Annotated in this window: 13 protein-coding genes; 7 read left to right on the top strand and 6 right to left on the bottom strand. The window is 65.8% G+C overall.

What is annotated here, in order from left to right:
- Positions 1 to 39 precede the first annotated feature (39 nt).
- The 4 genes from rpsP (at position 40) to rplS (ending at position 2,230) form a co-directional block, all read left to right on the top strand.
- The gene (rpsP, locus tag AC1PLS_RS06475; RefSeq protein ID WP_011036396.1) at positions 40 to 300 is read left to right on the top strand and encodes a 30S ribosomal protein S16; all 261 of its coding nucleotides are present in this window, start codon (positions 40 to 42) and stop codon (positions 298 to 300) included.
- A gap of 44 nt (positions 301 to 344) precedes the next feature.
- Complete coding sequence (gene rimM / locus AC1PLS_RS06480; protein WP_167762893.1) at positions 345 to 857, top strand: ribosome maturation factor RimM; 513 nt, start codon at positions 345 to 347, stop codon at positions 855 to 857.
- 61 nt (positions 858 to 918) lie between these two features.
- Positions 919 to 1,677 carry a tRNA (guanosine(37)-N1)-methyltransferase TrmD gene (gene trmD / locus AC1PLS_RS06485; RefSeq protein ID WP_039520068.1) on the top strand — a complete coding sequence of 253 codons (759 nt, stop codon included), beginning with the start codon at positions 919 to 921 and terminating at the stop codon, positions 1,675 to 1,677.
- A 145-nt stretch (positions 1,678 to 1,822) separates the two neighbouring features.
- Positions 1,823 to 2,230 (top strand): 50S ribosomal protein L19, encoded by a 408-nt coding sequence (gene rplS / locus AC1PLS_RS06490; protein WP_005989873.1) that lies wholly within the window; start codon positions 1,823 to 1,825, stop codon positions 2,228 to 2,230.
- A 318-nt stretch (positions 2,231 to 2,548) separates the two neighbouring features.
- Here rplS and AC1PLS_RS06495 read toward each other — a convergent pair whose 3' ends face one another.
- Positions 2,549 to 4,024: an MATE family efflux transporter gene (locus AC1PLS_RS06495; protein WP_039810029.1), complete on the bottom strand. Its 1,476-nt coding sequence runs from the start codon at positions 4,022 to 4,024 to the stop codon at positions 2,549 to 2,551.
- A gap of 314 nt (positions 4,025 to 4,338) precedes the next feature.
- On the opposite strand from AC1PLS_RS06495, the gene AC1PLS_RS06500 reads away from it, so the two are divergent.
- Positions 4,339 to 4,746, top strand: a complete 408-nt coding sequence (locus AC1PLS_RS06500) for an RNA-binding S4 domain-containing protein (protein ID WP_039528472.1) — start codon at positions 4,339 to 4,341, stop codon at positions 4,744 to 4,746.
- Positions 4,747 to 5,128: 382 nt separating this feature from the next.
- Here AC1PLS_RS06500 and katG read toward each other — a convergent pair whose 3' ends face one another.
- The 3 genes from katG to mutS form a co-directional block, all read right to left on the bottom strand.
- A complete protein-coding gene (katG, locus tag AC1PLS_RS06505; protein ID WP_184431791.1) occupies positions 5,129 to 7,375 on the bottom strand; it encodes a catalase/peroxidase HPI in 2,247 nt (748 codons plus the stop codon).
- Between the two features lie 362 nt (positions 7,376 to 7,737).
- Positions 7,738 to 8,349, bottom strand: coding sequence for a DUF937 domain-containing protein (locus tag AC1PLS_RS06510; RefSeq protein WP_016903195.1), 612 nt, complete (start codon positions 8,347 to 8,349; stop codon positions 7,738 to 7,740).
- Between the two features lie 301 nt (positions 8,350 to 8,650).
- Entirely contained in the window at positions 8,651 to 11,206 is a 2,556-nt protein-coding gene (gene mutS / locus AC1PLS_RS06515) for a DNA mismatch repair protein MutS (protein WP_326520793.1), read from the bottom strand.
- A gap of 879 nt (positions 11,207 to 12,085) precedes the next feature.
- Here mutS and AC1PLS_RS06520 point away from each other — a divergent pair.
- Together AC1PLS_RS06520 and AC1PLS_RS06525 are read left to right on the top strand one after the other, a co-directional pair.
- Positions 12,086 to 14,011, top strand: coding sequence for an alpha-L-fucosidase (locus AC1PLS_RS06520; RefSeq protein WP_102256848.1), 1,926 nt, complete (start codon positions 12,086 to 12,088; stop codon positions 14,009 to 14,011).
- Positions 14,012 to 14,223: 212 nt separating this feature from the next.
- Positions 14,224 to 14,529: a hypothetical protein gene (locus AC1PLS_RS06525; RefSeq protein WP_016903192.1), complete on the top strand. Its 306-nt coding sequence runs from the start codon at positions 14,224 to 14,226 to the stop codon at positions 14,527 to 14,529.
- Between the two features lie 196 nt (positions 14,530 to 14,725).
- On the opposite strand, the gene galA is transcribed toward AC1PLS_RS06525, so the two are convergent.
- Together galA and AC1PLS_RS06535 are read right to left on the bottom strand one after the other, a co-directional pair.
- Positions 14,726 to 17,293 (bottom strand): beta-galactosidase GalA, encoded by a 2,568-nt coding sequence (galA, locus tag AC1PLS_RS06530; RefSeq protein ID WP_481104290.1) that lies wholly within the window; start codon positions 17,291 to 17,293, stop codon positions 14,726 to 14,728.
- Positions 17,290 to 18,489: a glycoside hydrolase family 53 protein gene (locus tag AC1PLS_RS06535; protein WP_054590935.1), complete on the bottom strand. Its 1,200-nt coding sequence runs from the start codon at positions 18,487 to 18,489 to the stop codon at positions 17,290 to 17,292. Before AC1PLS_RS06535 ends, galA begins: the two co-directional genes overlap by 4 nt.
- Between the last annotated feature and the right edge of the window lie 138 nt (positions 18,490 to 18,627).

The raw sequence follows: 18,627 nt of genomic DNA on the forward strand, positions 1-18,627 counted from the left end.
CGCCACTCTGGCGACTGGGCAACTCAGGAAAACGACACCATGGTCAAGATTCGACTGACCCGCGGCGGCGCCAAGAAGCGTCCGTTCTACCACATCATCGTGACCGACGTGCGCAGCGCGCGCGACGGCCGCAACATCGAGCGTCTGGGTTACTACAACCCGGTTGCGCAGGGCGCAGAACCGCGCGTCGTGCTGGACGTTGCTCGCGTCGACCATTGGGTCGGCCAGGGCGCTCAGCTGACCGACAAGGTGCGCAACCTGTATCGCGAAGCATCCAAGTCCCAGGCCGCTGCGGCCTGATCCTGGAGGGCCGGGCGCCAGCGCCTGGCCCAGAGTCGACGCAGATGAAGCCGACCGAGCGCCGCATCCTGTTAGGCAGGATTGTCGGCGCTTTTGGTGTCAAGGGCGAGCTCAAGCTCGAATCCTGGACCGAGCCGCGCAGTGCGATCTTCCGGTATCAGCCGTGGGTCGTGCGGACGCCCTCGGGGCAGGAATCGGTCGTGAGCGGCGTACGTGGGCGCGATCAGGGCAAGAATCTGATTGCGGTATTCCCCGACGTCACCGACCGCGACACCGTCGAGGCCATGCACGGAACCGAGATTTACGTCGCGCGCAGCGTGCTGCCGCCGCCCAAGCCCGATGAGTATTATTGGGTAGATCTGGAAGAGCTGCAGGTGGAAACCGTCGAAGGCGTCAAGCTCGGCACGGTGTCGCACCTGTTTTCCACCGGCTCCAACGACGTGATGGTGGTGCGCGGCGATCGTGAGCGGCTGGTGCCGTTCGTGCTGCCGGATTTCGTCAAGTCGGTCGACTTCGAAGCCAACCTGATCGTGGTGGACTGGGATCCGGATTTCTGACCGGAATGGCGCATCGCGCCGCTCCGCTATTGCTTTCCCCATTCCCACTTCCGATTCCCCAGTGCGCATCGACGTCATCAGCCTGTTCCCCGAGTTCATCGCGCAATGCGCGGCGTTCGGTGTGGTCGGGCGGGCGCAGGAGCGTGGCTTGCTGGAATTGCAGGGCTGGAATCCGCGCGAGCATGCGCAGGGCAATTACCGCCGGGTGGACGATCGTCCGTTCGGTGGCGGGCCCGGCATGGTGATGTTGATCGAGCCGTTGCGGGCCTGCCTGGACGCGGTGCAAGCGGCAGACGCGCGTCCGGCGCCGGTGATCTATCTCAGCCCGCAGGGGCGGCCGCTCACCCAGCCGCTCGCTCGCGAGCTGGCGCAGTTGCCACGCATGGTGTTGCTGTGCGGGCGCTACGAAGGCGTGGACGAGCGCTTTCTGGCGCAGGCGGTGGATATGGAAATCTCCATCGGCGACTACGTGTTGTCCGGTGGCGAGCTTGGCGCGGCGGTGCTGGTGGATGTGGTGACGCGGTTGCAGGAGGGTGTGTTGAACGACGCCGAATCCGCAGCCCAGGACAGTTTCGAAGGCCCGCAAGGCCTGCTCGACTGCCCGCACTACAGCCATCCATCGACCCATGACTGGGGCGATGTGCCGGAGGTATTGCGCTCGGGCAATCACGCTGCAATTGCGCGCTGGCGTCGGCAGCAGTCGCTGGGCCGGACCTGGTTGCGTCGCCCGGACTTGCTCGATGAAGCCGGGTTGGACAAGAACGATCGCCGTCTGCTGGACGAGTTTCGCCGCGAACTCGCCCCGGGCGACGAGAAATAAGGGCTCCACCCCTAGCTCTTGCATTATCGATTGGGGTACAATATGCGGCTTGCTGGCCAGCCTTGCGTCTGGCCCTCCTACGAACCTCGAGCAATCGCCGTGCGGCGACTGCCGGTCCAATATCACCAGACACGCGGTGCCCATCATGAGCAAACTCAACAAGACCATCCTGGCTGACTTCGAAGCCGCCCAGATTCAGCGCAAGCTTCCCGAGTTCAACCAGGGCGACACCGTCGTGGTGAACGTCAAGGTGAAGGAAGGCAACCGCGAGCGCGTGCAGGCCTATGAGGGCGTCGTGATCGGTACCAAGAACGCCGGCCTGAACTCCGCGTTCACCGTGCGCAAGATCTCGCACGGCTTCGGCGTCGAGCGCGTGTTCCAGACCCACAGCGCCATCATCGACTCGGTCGAAGTGAAGCGTCGCGGTAAGGTGCGCGCCGGCAAGCTGTACTACCTGCGTGGTCTGGAAGGCAAGGCTGCCCGCATCAAGGAAGATCTGGCCGCCGCTGCACAGGCTAAGGCCGCTCGCCAGGCTGCTGCCAAGGCTGAGTAAGTCACTGGCAGGCTGGTCCTGCTGTTGCCAGACGGCCGCCTTCGGGCGGCCGTTTGCGTTGTGGGGATTGGGGAATCGGGATTGGGGATTCGCCGGTTGTGCGTACGCGATGCTCATCGGTTTACACATGAGCGCGGCTGCTGCGCAGTGGGGCGGAATGTCTTTCGTCGCCACTCGGCGAGCGGTGGCGTCGGTCGGCTGGGCCGATCACTCAAGAAATCCCTGCGCGCTGTCTTGATCATTTCAATACAGCGTCTGGCTCCTGCTTTCGCGTGATGTCGGCCGGTGTGGCAGCGTGCCGCCTGGTGCCAGCCGATGTCAGTGCCGGCGGGGCTGTGGCGCGCCTGCGATCGGCGCGGTATCGGCGACCGGCGAGGCCGGATGTGCCGGCACTTCTGCGGCGGCGGCCAGTTCGGCAGGATCTGCCGGCGTGGTCAGCATGCGTGCCTTGCGCCAGCCGCCCCAGCGGTAATACGCCAGCGACAGCAGCATCGAACACAGCGAACTGATCGGAAGACTCCACCAGATGCCATCGGCTCCCAGATGCGGAATCAAGGCGTTTGCCAGCGGCACGCGCACGCCCCACAGACCGAATGCCAGGATCAGCAGCGGCGGGATCACCGCACCGGTGGCCCGCACCACGCCGGAAACCACAAAGCTCACGCCGAACAGCAGGAACGACCAGATTCCGATGTGGTTGAGATGCCGCGCGACCTCCAGTGTCGGGCTGTCGGTCGGCAGGAACAGCGCCAGCGTCCAGCGATCGAACACGATCAGCAGCCCGATCAGCACGCCGGTCATCAGGAAGTTGGCCGCGATGCCGGTGCGTGCGGTCGCATCCACGCGTGTCCACAATCCCGCGCCCACGTTCTGCGCGGCCATCGTCGAACACGCCGCGCCCAGCGCCATCGCCGGCATCTGCACATAGGTCCACAGCTGCAACGCGGCGCCGTAGGCGGCTGCGGTGTCGGTACCGAAGCCGTTGACCAGCGTCATCATCGCGATCATGGCCAGCGAAATCAGCACCATCTGCAGGCCCATCGGCACGCCTTTGACGATGAGCGCGCGCAGGATGGTCGGCGCGATGCGGAACAGGTGCAGATCGGCGCGGCCCAGCCACAGCACATGGCGTTTGCTGCGCAGATACAGCAGCAAACCGCCCAGTGCCACCGCCTGCGCCAGCAACGTGGCCCAGGCCGCGCCGGCGATGCCCAGCGCCGGGAACGGGCCCAGGCCGAAGATCAGCAGCGGGTTGAACACGATGTCCAGCACCACCGACACCAGCAAGAAGCGGAACGGCGTGCGGGCATCGCCGGTACCGCGCAGTGCCGCCGACAGAAACGCAAACACATAGATCAGCGGCATCGCCAGGAAGATCACCCGCAGGTACTCCTCGGCCAGTGTCTGCGATGCGGGTGGCGTGCCCATGGCGGTCAACAGATGCGGGGCCAGAAACCAGCCCAGCACCGCGATCAGTGCCGACAGCCCGCCGAAGAAACTGGCACTGGTGCCCATGACCTTGCGCGCCTGCGCGATGTCGCGCGCGCCCATCGCCTGGCCGATCAGGATGGTCGAAGCCATGCCGATGCCGAACACCGAGCCGATCAGGAAGAACATGATGCTGTTGGCATTGGCCGCCGCAGTCAGCGCCGCCTCGCCGAGGTAGCGGCCCACCCAGATCGCGTTGATCGAGCCATTGAGCGATTGCGCGATGTTCCCGGCAAGGATCGGCATCGCAAACAGCAGCAGATTCTTGCCGATCGGGCCTTCGGTCAGGACAGCGGATTTGGGCATCGCAGGCGCGCCGTGGTGCGGAAGCTGCGAACACTAGCATTGGCAGGTGTGAGGCGTGCTGTCGCCAGGCAAGTACTAACCGCCGCAGGAGCGTGAAGCCGCCAGGCCGATGACACGGAGCACGCTGTGCGGACCAGTCTGTATGAGTCAGCCAGCGTGTGGAAGGAAGGCTGTACTTGGACGGCGGCGACGCTTGAGTTACAGCGGGCTTGCCCAGATATTTCCCGCTCAACGCAGCCCGTTGCGACGCGCCGATACAGTGGCGATCACGGCAGCGGCCCGCAGCCCATTGGATCGACGGCAAGCACAACGCGATGACTCAACTGGTGGAACAAGCGACGACGGTCAGGCTGGATGTCTGGCTGTGGGCGGCGCGCTTCTTCAAGACGCGCAGCCTGGCCAAGACGGCGGTGGACAACGGCAAGGTGGACGTCGCCGGCCAGCGGCCCAAGCCCTCGCGCACGCTGCGCAGCGGCGAGCAGTTGCGCATCGACCGTGGCGGCGAAATCTTCGAAGTCACCGTTGCCGCGCTGAGCGATGTGCGCGGCCCGGCTCCGGTCGCACAGACGCTGTACGTGGAAAGCGATGCCTCACGCGAGGCGCGGGCGCAATGGCGGCTGCAGCGCGCCGCCGAACGTACCGGCTATCGCGCACCCGAGGGCAAGCCGGACAAGCGCGCACGCCGGCTGATCAACGCGCTGGGCGATATCGACGCGTTGTAGCACTGCGCGGGCTATTCGCTGCGAATCGACTGACGGAAACAAGAAACGCCTTGGCATCCGTCATGTTGTTCAATCAATAAAAACGGCGCTTCTCCATCGCGGGGGAAGCGCCGTTCGTGATGCTCTGCTCTCAACCAGGCACACCGACCATCTCGACGGGTCCTTGCCCGCTCACCGTCGCGGGACCTTACGCGGCATGGATGCCGCGTAACAGCCTACAAGAACGTACTTGCGGCGTGTCCCGCGATGGTGGGCGGGCAAGGGCCTTGCAGCCAAGCCGCAGACCCGCCGCTCCACCGACGTCTTCCGTGCCGAGTCGGTCTCTTGCGTGCAGTTCAACAGAGAGTTGGAAGCGCACGCACGATGGCGTGCGCCTTGCCACTCACGCCAGATCGAAACGATCCAGCTGCATCACCTTGGTCCAGGCGGCGACGAAGTCCTGGACGAACTTCTCCTGTGCGTCGGCACTGGCATAGACCTCGGCCACCGCACGCAGGATCGAGTTGGAGCCGAACACCAGATCCACGCGCGTGCCGGTCCATTTGGCTTCACCGGTGCTGCGGTCGCGGCCTTCGTAGACCTCCTTCGATTCGGAGGTGGCTTTCCACTCGGTGCGCATGTCGAGCAGGTTGGCGAAGAAGTCGTTGCTCAGCACGCCGGGGCGGGTGGTGAACACGCCATGGCTGGAGTCGCCGACATTGGCGCCGAGCACGCGCAGGCCGCCGACCAGCACGGTCAACTCGGGCGCGGTCAGCGTCAGCAGCTGTGCCTTGTCGATCAACAGCGCCTCAGCGGGCACCGCATAGCGCTGCTTGGCGTAGTTGCGGAAGCCATCGGCCACCGGTTCCAGCACCGCGAACGATTCGACATCGGTCTGCTCCTGCGAGGCATCGGTGCGGCCGGGTGCGAACGGCACGGTGACGCTGTGACCAGCGGCCTGTGCGGCATGTTCGACCGCGGCATTACCGGCCAGCACGATCAGGTCGGCCAGCGAGATCTGCTTGCCGCCCGCCTGCGCGCCGTTGAAGTCGGCCCGGATGCGCTCCAGCGTGCCCAGCACCTGTGCAAGCTGCGCGGGCTGGTTGGCCTGCCAATCCTTCTGCGGTGCCAGACGGATGCGTGCGCCGTTGGCGCCGCCACGCTTGTCCGAGCCGCGGAAGGTCGATGCCGATGCCCACGCGGTGGACACCAGCTGCGCCACGCTCAGGCCGGAATCGAGGATGGTCTGCTTGAGGGCGGCGGCGTCCTGCGCATCGACCAGCGGGTGGTCGACGGCCGGCACCGGGTCCTGCCACAGCAGTTCTTCGCTCGGCACCTCGGTCCCCAGGTAACGCGAGCGCGGGCCCATGTCGCGGTGGGTGAGCTTGAACCAGGCCCGGGCGAACGCGTCGGCGAACTGGTCGGGGTGTTGGTGGAAGCGACGCGAGATGGCCTCATAGGCCGGGTCGAAACGCAGCGCCAGATCGGTGGTCAGCATGGTCGGCCGATGCTTCTTCGCTGCATCGTGCGCGTCGGGAATGATGGCGTCGGCATTCTTGGCCACCCACTGGTGCGCGCCGGCCGGGCTCTTGCTCAGTTCCCACTCGAACTTGAACAGATGGTCGAAGAAGTCGTTGCTCCACTGCGCCGGGGTGGTGGTCCAGGTGACTTCGAGGCCGCTGGTGATGGTGTCGGCACCCTTGCCGCTGCCGTAGCGGTTGTGCCAGCCCAGGCCCTGGCTCTCCAGCTCGCCGGCTTCCGGCTCGGCACCAACGTTGTCGGCCGGGCCGGCGCCGTGGGTCTTGCCGAAAGTGTGGCCGCCGGCGATCAGCGCCACGGTCTCTTCGTCGTTCATCGCCATGCGTGCGAAGGTGTCGCGGATGTCGCGCGCGGCGGCGACCGGGTCGGGCTTGCCGTCCGGGCCTTCCGGATTGACGTAGATCAGGCCCATCTGCACGGCGGCCAGCGGGTTCTCCAAATCGCGGGTGTGCGGCACTTCGCTGTCGTCGTCCTTCACCAGCACGCCGTGCGCTTCGTCCACGCCGGGCGAACCGCGCGAGTAGCGCTCGTCGCCACCCAGCCACTTGGTTTCGCGGCCCCAGTACAGGTCCTGATCCGGTTCCCAGGTGTCTTCGCGGCCACCGGCAAAGCCGAAGGTCTTGAAGCCCATGCTTTCCAGCGCGACGTTGCCGGTGAGGATCATCAGGTCGGCCCAGGAGATCGCCTGACCGTACTTCTGCTTGATCGGCCACAGCAGGCGGCGCGCCTTGTCCAGGCTGACATTGTCCGGCCAGCTATTGAGCGGTGCGAAGCGCTGCTGGCCGCGACCGCCGCCGCCACGCCCGTCGCCGATGCGGTAGGTGCCGGCGCTATGCCAGGCCATGCGCACGAACAGCGGCCCGTAATGGCCGAAGTCGGCCGGCCACCAGTCCTGCGAGTCGGTCATCAGCGCGCGCAGTTCTTGCTTGAGTGCGGCCAGATCGATGCGCTTGAACGCCTCGGCATAATTGAAGGTCTGGCCCAGCGGGTTGGACTTGCTCGAATGCTGGCTGAGCAGGTCCACGCGCAACTGCTTGGGCCACCAATCGCGGTTGGTGGTTCCGGTACCGACGACGACGTGATTGAAAGGGCACTTTGCTTCGGTTGTCATGGCAATACCTGTGTGCGTGAGCACTTGGGGAGCTGTGTGTCGAAACTGCGGACACGTGCTGGTGGAATCAAAAAGGTGGGCAATGCGTCAGCGGTGGTCATCGATCGAAGGCGCAGATGCGGCCGTGGGGTTATCGAGAATGGTCGCCGGGTGTGCCGATGCTAGCGCCTGCCTGCAGGCGCCGGTATAGGTCGATATGAAGACTGTGACTGGCAGACAGACGCATCAGGCGGACTCATCGTGGTGGCGTGCGCACACGATAAGCAGCATCGATCGGTTGGGGAATTCGAATTATTCAACCATATCGATAGCGAGACGCTATGGATGGCACGCCGGTGCCGAACCGACCTTTGCCTGCGATCTCAGCGCTTGCCGAACAGGCTGCCGCCGAGCTTCATGACATCGCCCAGTCCAAGCTTTCCGTCGCCGTCCTGATCCAGCACGCTGCCCAGCAAGCCGTTGACCCCGGTGCTGCTGGCGCGCTGCTGTTCCTGCGCCAGGGCCGGGCCGAGCTGGCTGCTGGCAGCGGCATTGCCGCCGAGGAAGCGCTTAGCCAGATAGGCCATCACGATGGGAGCCAGCAACTGCAGCAGTTGATTGGCCTTGCCGGTTTCCAGGCCGGTGGCCTGGCCCAGACCGGCGGCAGCCTGCGGCGCCCTGTCGCCGAACAGATGCCCCACGATGCCGGCACCATTGCCTTGCGCACCGCTGGCCGAGCCGCCGAGCAGCGCACCGAGCAGGCTGCCGATGTCCGGGCTGCTGGCATGATCGCGCTGCAAGGCACCCAGCAACGCATCGGTGCCGCCGGCCTGCTGGCTGTTACGGCCCAGGGCGCCCATCAACAGCGGCAGCGCGGTCTGCACCGCCGATTGCGCCTGCTCGGGCGCAATGCCGAGCCGGCTGGCGAGCTGCTGCAACTGCGGGCCTTGCAACTGCGCGGCGAGTTGATCGGTCAACGAGGCGGACGTGGTCATGGGTGTCTCCGGTTGGACAAAACGTTGCCGCAGCGTGCGCCCGTCGCGGCAGCAGAGCAATCCGCGCGCTGCACGTCACCGCGCGATGCAGCGTTATCGCAGCGCAGCATTCAAGCAACCACGCAAACCTGCAACAGCAATGGATTATCAGGCCCCGCAAGCATCAGTCATGCAGCTACACCGTGACGAACCTAAAAACCAGCATTCAAACGACCAACCAACCTTGTCGCCGTAACAGATCCGTAAGCGCAGCAAGCTGCGCTATTACGAATCCCAAATCCCGACTCCCCAATCCCCGCCCTCAAAGCAACGCCTTCAACCGATACAAGGCTTCCAGCGCCTGCTTGGGCGTGAGTTCGTCCGGGTCCAGCGCCTGCAGCGCTTCCTGCGCAGCGGACGAGGGCGCGGTGAACAGGCCGAACTGTTGCGGGGCGTCCAATGCGGCCGGCGCCATCTGTGCGACATGGCTTTCGCCGCCGCGCTGTTCCAGTTCGGCCAGGCGATGACGCGCCTGGGTCACGGCGGCCTTGGGCAAGCCGGCGAGCGCGGCCACCTGCAGGCCGAAGCTGCGATTGGCCGGGCCGTCCTTGACCGCATGCATGAACACCAGGCGCTCGCCGTGTTCGACCGCGTCCAGATGCACGTTGGCGATGCCGCTGGCACCGCCGGCATGCGACTCGTCGGCCAGCGCGGTGAGCTCGAAGTAATGCGTGGCGAACAGCGTGTAGCAGCGATTGGTATGCGCCAGGTGGCGAGCGACGGCATCGGCCAGCGCCAGGCCATCGTAGGTGGAGGTGCCGCGGCCGATCTCGTCCATCAGCACCAGCGATTGCGGCGTGGCGTGATGCAGGATGTAGCTGGTTTCGGCCATTTCCACCATGAAGGTTGACTGCCCGCGCGCCAGATCGTCGCCCGCGCCGATGCGGGTGAGGATGCGGTCGATCGGCCCGATCACCGCGCGGCTGGCCGGCACATAGCTGCCGATGTGCGCCAGCAGCACGATCAGGGCGTTCTGGCGCATGTAGGTCGATTTACCGCCCATGTTCGGGCCGGTGATGACCAGCATGCGGCGGTCGGCATGCAGCTCCAGATCGTTGGGTTCGAACGGCTGGTCGCGCACCGCTTCCACCACCGGGTGGCGGCCGCGTTCGATACGCAGGCAGGGGGCACTGTCCAGTTCCGGCTGCGCCCAGTCCAGCGCCTGCGCGCGCTCGGCGAAGGCGGCCAGCACATCCAGTTCGCTCAATGCACTCGCGCAACGCTTGAGACCTTCCAGCTCGCTGCCGAGTGCATCGAGCAGGCCTTCGTACAGCAGTTTTTCGCGCGACAACGAGCGCTCGCGCGCCGACAGCACCTTGTCCTCGAAGCTCTTGAGTTCTTCGGTGATGTAGCGCTCGGCGTTGGTCAGCGTCTGCCGGCGGCTGTAGTGCAGCGGAGCCTTCTCGGCCTGGCCCTTGCTGATCTCGATGTAATAGCCATGCACGCGGTTGTAGCCGACCTTGAGCGTGGCGATGCCGCTGCTGGCGCGTTCGCGCTGTTCCAGGTCGATCAGGAATTGATCGGCATTGGTGGACAGCCGGCGCAACTCATCCAGATCGGCGTCGTAGCCGGTGGCGATCACGCCACCGTCGCTGAGCTTGAGCGGCGGTTGTTCCGCCACCGCGCTGATCAACAGATGCGCGGTGGCATCGTGCTCGCCGAGTTCGGCATGCAGCGTCTGCAGGCGCGGCGAATCCAGCGGTGCGAGGATCGCGCGCACCTTCGGCAACAGCGCCAGGCCATCGCGCAAGGTGGAAAAATCGCGCGGGCGCGCCGAGCGCAGCGCCACGCGGGTGAGGATGCGTTCCAGATCGCCCAGCGCGCGGAAGGCCTCGCGCACGTCGGCATCGGCGCCGCTGTCGATCAGCGTGCCGACCGCGTGGTGGCGCTGCACCAGCACCTCGCGCAGGCGCAGCGGGCGGTGCAGCCAACGCCGCAGCAGGCGCCCGCCCATCGGCGTGACCGTGCTATCCAGCACCCCGAGCAAGGTGTTGCGGGTGTCGCCATCGACGCGCGTGTCCAGCTCCAGATGCCGGCGCGTGGCCGCGTTCATCGAGATCGCCTCGCTGGCCACTTCCATCGCGATGGAGGTCAGATGCGGCAGCCGCTGTTTCTGGGTTTCCTCGACATAGCCCAGCAGCGCGCCAGCGGCGGCCGTAGCGCAGGGCTTGTCGTCGATGCCGAAGCCGGACAGGTCGTGCAACTTGAAGAAGGCCAGCAGCTGGCGCCGGCCGCTGTCGGCGTCGAACAACCACGGTGGCCGCCGCCGCACGCCGACGCGGCCACGCAGGAACTCCGGCCAGTTGTCTTCGTCGGGCACCAGCAGCTCGGCCGGTTCCAGGCGTGCGATTTCCGCTTCAAGCGCGTCCACGCTGTCTACTTCATTGACCAGAAAGCGCCCGCCGGCCAGATCGGCCCAGGCCAGGCCGTAGCCTTGCTTGCTGCGCGAGATCGCCATCAGCAAGGTGTCGCGGCGCTCGTCCAGCAGCGCCTCGTCGGTGACCGTCCCCGGGGTGACGATGCGCACCACCTTGCGCTCGACCAGGCCCTTGGCCAGCGCCGGGTCGCCGATCTGCTCGCAGATCGCCACCGACTCGCCCAACGCCACCAGCCGCGCCAGATAGCCCTCGTAGGCATGCACCGGCACGCCGGCCATCGGGATCGGCGCACCGCCGGAGCTGCCGCGCTGGGTCAGGGTGATGTCGAGCAGCCGCGCAGCCTTGCGCGCATCGTCGTAGAACAGCTCGTAGAAATCGCCCATGCGGAAGAACAGCAGCAGGTCGGGGTAGTCCGACTTGGCGGCGAAGAATTGCTTCATCAGCGGGGTGTGCTCTACAGCCCCGTTGGCGTTCTTGGTTTTTTCTTTTGTATCAGTGCTTTGCAAGAAATGTTCTTCCGGGATGTGGCGGTCAATCAGGGTCGCCAGCGGCGAGTAACGGTGATTTGTTGCGAGGCTGTTGCGACGACCCTCCAAACGAGATCAATCGATGTTGCGACGAAACGGACGAAGCGTTGGAATGGCACAGGATGTTGCGACGGATCCAGGAGCCGCCTCACGTCGGCGCGGACGCAAGTTTAAGCCCACCCACCGACAAATCCTTGCGCTGGCGGTCGAGAGCGTGCCGGCCCTGGGTCCCGGTGGGCGATTGGCCGTTGCGCCGGGGCCTTCAAACGTCCATTGCCGGATCGCTCAACGCATACCGGCGCTGTCGCGGATGAATCTGCGACAGCGTCGCTAGTGCGCACGGCTGCCGGCTGGGCGGCCTGATCCCTGAGCGTGTGGCTCGGTCAGCTCGGGCACGTGCCGCTACATCATGACCTGTGGACTTGCCGCAAGTCAGTACCAGCCAAGATGAGACCTCTACGGTCAATGTTGATGCCAAAACTTGGCAGGTGTTGGCACGCCGACGCTGTCGTGCGGTCCTTGTTGGTTGTCGTCGGTCAGCCATTGTCCGTTCTGTTCGCGGAATGCGCTTCGCGTACGCAAGATGCAGCCATGCGAGCACCCACAACGCAGCGTGCGGCGCGGCCATCAGCCGTCAAACGACGCATGCCCGGCTTGCTTGGCACGCTGTTCGGCGCTCGCCGCGCAAAGGCTCGCGTGCGAGCGGCGCATTGCACGAACCGCCTGTTGTTTTGGGACTCTTTCGCCTTGGGAAAAGCTAAGATCGAAACTTGTGCAAAGTCGGAGGCGCTAATGATCGATCGTCGTACCTTTCTTGCCACGGGTGTGGTGGCCGCCGCCAGCTTCAGTGCCTCGGCAGCCCGCATCGCGCAAACATCACGCGCCAGCAGCCCCGCGCCGTGGGGTGCGGTGCCCAGCGCGCGACAGCTGCGCTGGCATCGGTGGGAGCAATACGCTTTCGTGCATTTTGCGATGAACACCTTCACCGACAAGGAATGGGGCTACGGCGACGAGGATCCGCGCAGATTCGATCCCAGCGATTTTTCAGCCGATCAGATTGTTGCTGCTGCCAAGGCCGGCAATCTGAAAGGGCTCATTTTCACGGCCAAGCATCACGATGGGTTTTGTCTTTGGCCGACGCGCCTGACCGAGCATTGCATCCGGAACTCGCCCTACAAGAATGGCAAGGGTGACATCGTCGGCGAGATGGCAGCGGCGTGTCGACGCGCTGGCCTGGCGTTCGGCATCTACCTGTCCCCCTGGGATCGCAATCATGCCGAGTATGGGCGTCCCGGCTATCTCGACTATTTCCGCAAGCAGATCGTCGAACTCTGCACAGGCTATGGCGACCTGTTCGAGTTCTGGTTCGACGGCGCCAATGGCGGCGACGGCTACTACGGTGGAGCGCGCGAGTCGCGCAAGATCGATGCGCCCGCTTACTACAACTGGCCACGGATGATCGAGCTGGTGCATCGGCACCAGCCGATGGCCTGCACCTTCGATCCGCTCGGCGCCGATATCCGCTGGGGCGGCAACGAGGACGGTATCGCCGGCGATCCGAGCTGGCCAACCATGCCCAATGCCCCGTATACCCAGGAAAACGGCAATTCCGGCGTGCGCGGTGGGGCGCTGTGGTGGCCGGCCGAAACCAACACCTCGATCCGCCCTGGCTGGTTCTACCATGCCGATGAAGACGGCAAGGTGCGCAGCCCGGAGAACCTGGTGCGCTATTTCGACACCTCGGTCGCGCGCGGCACCAACATGAACCTCAATCTTCCGCCCGATCGACGCGGCCGCATCCCCGACCACGATGTGGCGGTGCTGCAGAGTTTTGGCGACGCGATCCGCGCCAGCTTCGCCATCGATCTGGCCAAGGGTGCCAGGGCCAGTGCCAGCGCATCGCGCGGCCCCGGGTTCGAGCCGGCGCGCGTCCTCGACCGCCAGCCGGACAGCTACTGGTCCACGCCGAACGAGGTCACCACGCCGACGCTGACGCTGGAGTTGTCGGCGGTGCACAGCTTCGATCTGATCCGGCTGCGCGAGTATCTGCCGCTGGGCGTGCGCGTCACCCGCTTCGCGGTCGAAGCCGAGGTCGATGGGCAATGGCGGCGGCTGGCCGAAGCGCAGTGCATCGGTGCACAGCGCATCGTGCGGCTGGACCGCCCGATCGCCGCACGCCGGGTGCGCCTGGTCGTGCTGGAGGCGCCGGTGTGCCCGGCGATTAGCGAATTCGCGCTGTTCCGCGCCGTTGCGCCAGTGCCGGTCGCGCGGCCGACCGCGAACGCACCAGACGTGCTGTCCACCGCCGGCTGGCGAATCGTCGAGGCCAGCGCGCCGGGGGCGGACGCGTTGCTCGACGACGATGCCAGCACGATCTGGATCACGCCCGCTCCCACGCAGGGCCATCCCGTACAGGCGACCATCGACCTTGGTGCGCTGCGTCAGGTTGCCGGCTTCAGCCTCACGCCCTCGCGCACGGTGATGAACGGTGCGGCGCCGCCTAAAGGCTATCGCGCTGAAACCAGCGAAGATGGGCAGCACTGGCAGCCGGCTGGCGCCGGCGAGCTGTCCAATATCGCCTATGCGCTCTCGACCCAGCGCCTGAATTTCCCCGAGGTCCGCCAGATCCGCTACCTGCGGCTGTCGTTCGCGGAGACGGCGGTGCCCGCCGATCGGTTGGCGATCGCGGGTATCGGTGCGTTCTCGCGCTTGCGATGAGGCTTGCGCTCCCGCGCCGCCACGCGCCGCGCGGGAGCACATCGTTGCGGTGATGCAGTGTTGCCGGCATGAGATGGGTCAGGCGAAGCGATGGAGAGAGCAATCATGTGTTCGCATCACGCGGTGACCTGAATCTTGAACCGTGCTTGCACACCGCCGTTCCGGATGGCGCGCTATGGTGCGCGGCGCATGGGACAAGCGACCGGTTGGGTATGGAACAGAAACAGCAAGAGTGGATGCAGGCCGTGACCGAGGCGCTCAGCGACCTGCTGGCCGCACGCGTGGCGCAGGCCACGCTGCTGGAGGCGATGATGGTCTCGCATCCCGATCCGGTGATGCTGCGCAAGGCGTGGGACGAGCTGTCGTCCCAGCGCATCGCGTATGTGGCGCAGAAAAAGGCGGTCGCCGCCGATCCACGGCCGATGGATGCCTACACGCTTGAGCAGTTCCAGGCGTGGGAAGAAAAGCTCAGCCGCTACTTTCCGCGTGCGCCGGATGCAGGGAGCACGGATGCCTGAACCCGCCCGCCAGCGGTCCAGTCGCGCGACCTAGCGGCGGTGGGCCGGGCGGGTGTGACCACTGCCTGTCGCTTGCGCACGCAGGCGCAGGCGACTGACTGTGCCGGGAGCCGGTCATGGCTCCCGGCATTGCGGCGCGCTCAGGTGGTGCCAATCTGGTCGTTGGTGATCACTGCAGCCGCTGCTACGGCCTGCGTCAGGCCACCGATGCGCGCGGTTTGGCCTTGTCGGCATCCAGGCGCAGGGTGGCAGCGGCAAGGCCGGGTGCGGTGGCCTGCAAGACGATGCTGCCGGCGCTGCGCGTGCTCTGCAGCAGGGCCGCACACAGTCCATTGAAGGCCTTGCGTTGCGGCGCCTTGTCGTCCTCATGGCTGGCGGGGTCGCCGTTGCCCACGCCGATCAACCGCGCAGGGCCGCGCAGCGCGAACTGCACCAGGTTGTCGGCGGTCGGCACCAGGCGGCCCTGCGCATCGACGATCTCCACCTTGACCACCGCCACGTCTTCGGCATCGGCGCGCACTGCATTGCGGTCGCAGCTCAGGCGGATCGCTGCCGGCTTGCCGGCCGTCTCGCGGCGTTCGCTGAGCACCAGGTTGCCGCCGCGATAGCCGCGTGCCTCGATCATGCCCGGTGCGTAGGCCACGCGCCATTCGACATGGCCGTAGGCCGGCACCTGCTGCAGGCCCTGGCTGACGCCGTTGACCAGCAGTTCCACCGCTTCGAGATTGCTGTGGCACCAGACCTGGACGCGGCCCTTGTCATCGGGCTGCAGTAGGCCGTCCCAGTTCCAGTGCGGGAACAGATGCAGCACCGGTTCACTGGTCCATTGCGCGCGGTAATACCAGTAGTTGTCCTTGGGAAACCCGCAGCTGTCGAGCACGCCGAACTGCGAGGCGACATTCGGCCAGCGGTTATAGGGCGTGGGTTCGCCGCGGTAATCGAAGCCGGTCCAGATAAAGCCGCCAGCGATATACGGGCGCTGCGCGACATAGCTCCACCAGGCTTCGGCGGTGCTGGCCCACCACGGGTGATCGGTGTCGTAGGCGCGGGTGTAGCCGCGCGCGTCGTCGCGCCGGTAGTTGCCGCGCACCGACACCGTGCTGCCGGTTTCGCTACCGTAGATCGGAATGTGCGGATATTGCGCGTGGAAGCCATCCATCTGGCTGGTGCGGTAGTTGAAACCGACCACATCCACGACCTGGCCAACGCCATCGCCAAAGCCCTTGTCCATGGCGAAGGTTGTGGGGCGGGTGGGATCGAGCTGGCGTACGCGTTGCTGCATGCGGCTGACGATGCGCGCGCCGCGCTCGGTGACCTGCTGCGGTTCTTCGTTGCCGAGCGACCACAGGATCACGCTGGGATGATTGCGTCCGCGCCGCACCATCGTCTCCAGTTCACCCATGGCTTCGGGGTCGGTGGACATGCGGCGGGTTTCCTCGATCACGAACATGCCGAGCCGGTCGCACAGCGCGAGCAGTTCGGGTGTGGCCGGATTGTGCGAGCTGCGGTACGCGTTGCAGCCCATCGATTTGAGCTGGCGCAGGCGCCATTCGTGCAGGCTGTCGGGGATGGCGGTGCCGACGCCGGCATGGTCCTGGTGGTTGTTGGTGCCGTGCAGCTTGAGCGGCGTGCCGTTCAACAGGAAGCCGCGTTGTGGATCGAAGACGGCCGTGCGCACGCCGAACGGCGTGACCAGCGCATCGACCGCCTTGCCGTCGCTGTGCACGCTGGTGGTCAGGCGGTAGAGCTGCGGGGTGTCGATCGACCATAGCGCCGCTTCGCCGAGCGGCAGGGTCTGTTCGACGAGGTGCACCTGGCCGGGTGCAACGGTGACCGCGGTACTGGCTGCCTGTGCGACGACGCGTCCATCCGGCGCGGTCACGCGCGCCTGCACCGTGCACTGGCGCGGGGTGCTGCCGTCGTTGCGCACCTCGGTGGAGAGCTGCGCGGTGGCGGTGGTGCCTTGCAGCGTGCTGCGCACGAACACGCCGTCCTGCGGCAGATGCAGCGGGTCGGTCTTGTGCAACCACAGATGGCGATAGATGCCGGCGCCTTCGTAGAACCAGCCTTCGCCCAGCGTGGCGTCCACGCGCACCGCGATCAGGTTGGGCTTGCCGTAGTCGAGCACCTCGCTGAGGTCGACCTCGAAGCCGCAATAGCCGCTGGCATTGCGCCCGACGATGTGGCCATTGCAGAACACGATGCAGTCGCGGAACACGCCGTCGAACACCAGGCTGATGCGCTTGCCCAGATCGTCTGCGGGAATTTGCAGCACGCGGCGATACCAGCCGACGCTGGTCTCCGGAAAGCTCGTGCCCAGCGGCTTGTAGCCGTGTGCGGCGGCCGGATCTTCCTCGGTGATGGTGGCCGAGATCGGTTCCTGTTGGAAGGGCAGGGTGACGGCCCAGTCGTGCGGCAGATCCAGCAGTTCCCAGCCACTGTCGTCGAAGGCGAGTTGCGCGGCGGTTGCGGTGTCCTTGCCGGCCTTGGCGAAGCTGCGCTGGAAGGTGCCGAACTCGAAGTCGCGCGATGGGTCGCTGGCATGGCCCAGATGGAAGCGCCAGCCGAAGTCGAACAGCAGCCGTTCGCGCGGTGCCAGGGCTGCATCGCCAAACGCGGCAGGCGGCGTGGCGGTATTACCTGCAGCTGGTGCTGCAGCGGCAATGCTGGGCAGCAACGCACCGGCCGTACCGACCGGAAGTGCGGCGCTTACGCCGCTGGCGAGCATGCCGCGCAGCAGTTCGCGGCGATTGATGCCGGTCATGGCTGGGTCCTCTTGTCGGTATCCGCAGCGTTGCCTTGTGTGCCCGCAGCAGGCTTGCTTGTCGTTGCAGGTACGCCGGTATACGGGTGGCGCATGAAGTCGATCGCCGGCAGCACTTCATTGGCGTGCTTGAAGTCGAAGAAGCTGGCGTTTTCCCACGACGAGCCGGTGCCCCAGCGTGTCTTGCAGCTGCTGCTGGTCCATGCCGGCTCCCAGTACACGACGCCGGCGCCGCCGGTGTCGATCACCAGCTGGGTGAGGTCGACCATGTAGCGGAACTGGCCCTGCGGCGTGGCCGGGTAGCCGGGAATCAGCGAGTCTTGGCCGAGCAGATTGTGCGAGGTGTCGCCGGAGTCCAGCGTCCACGGATAGGCGGTTTCCACCACCACCACGTCGGCATCAAAGCGGCCGCGCAGGCGCTTGATGGTCTTGCCCAGCTCGGCCATCGACTGGGTCGACCACTTGCGGTAGTAGCTGATGCCGATCAGATCGTAGTCGGTGACGCCGGCCTTGGTCGCGGCGGCAAACCACGGTTCCACATTCTCTGGCTGGGCGATATGCAGCATCACCCGCGGCTTGATCGCCGAGCGTGCGCCGATGTCGCGTACCGCCTTGATGCCGGCGTTGAACAGCTTGGCGTTGCGCTGCCAGTCGATGGGGCGCTTTTTGTCCCACGGCTTGCTGTCCATCAGATCGGAATTGCTTTCGTTGCCCACCTGCACCAGCTCCGGCATCAGGCCGGCACGGTCGAGCGCGCTGAGCGTGTCATAGGTGAAGCCGTACAGCGTGCGTGCCAGTTCATCGGTATCGGTGATGCTGGCCCAGGCCTTGGGAATCAGCTGTTTTTCGCCGTCGGCCCAGTCGTCGGAATAGTGCAGGTCCAGCAGCACCTGCATGCCTTGCGCGCGTGCGCGTGCGATGGTCTTCTTGACGTCGGACAGGTCGCTGTAGCGGGTCCAGCGGGCATCGTTCCACAACCGCACGCGCACCAGATTGGCGCCGTGCGCATGGAACAGTTCGAACGGGTCCTTGACCACGCCGTTCTCGCGGTATTGCACACCGCATTCCTCCATCTCGTTGACGTAGGACAGGTCCGCGCCCAGATACAGCGTGGCGGGGGCCGGGGCGGCGTGTGCGAAGGTGGAGATGGCCAGCGCGAGCAGCGCGGGCGTCCAGAGGCGGCGTGTGGAGCGCATGCAATTCCTCGACAGATGAAACGCGGAGCGGGTGACAGCCTGCCGCATGCGGCGGTGCCGTCGTGCGGGCGGTGCGCGCAATCACAACGTCAGTGACGTAGGCGATTGCGCACACCGCGCGCAGTGGTGGAGCAGGCG

The organism is Xanthomonas sp. NCPPB 3218 (assembly GCF_056725185.1).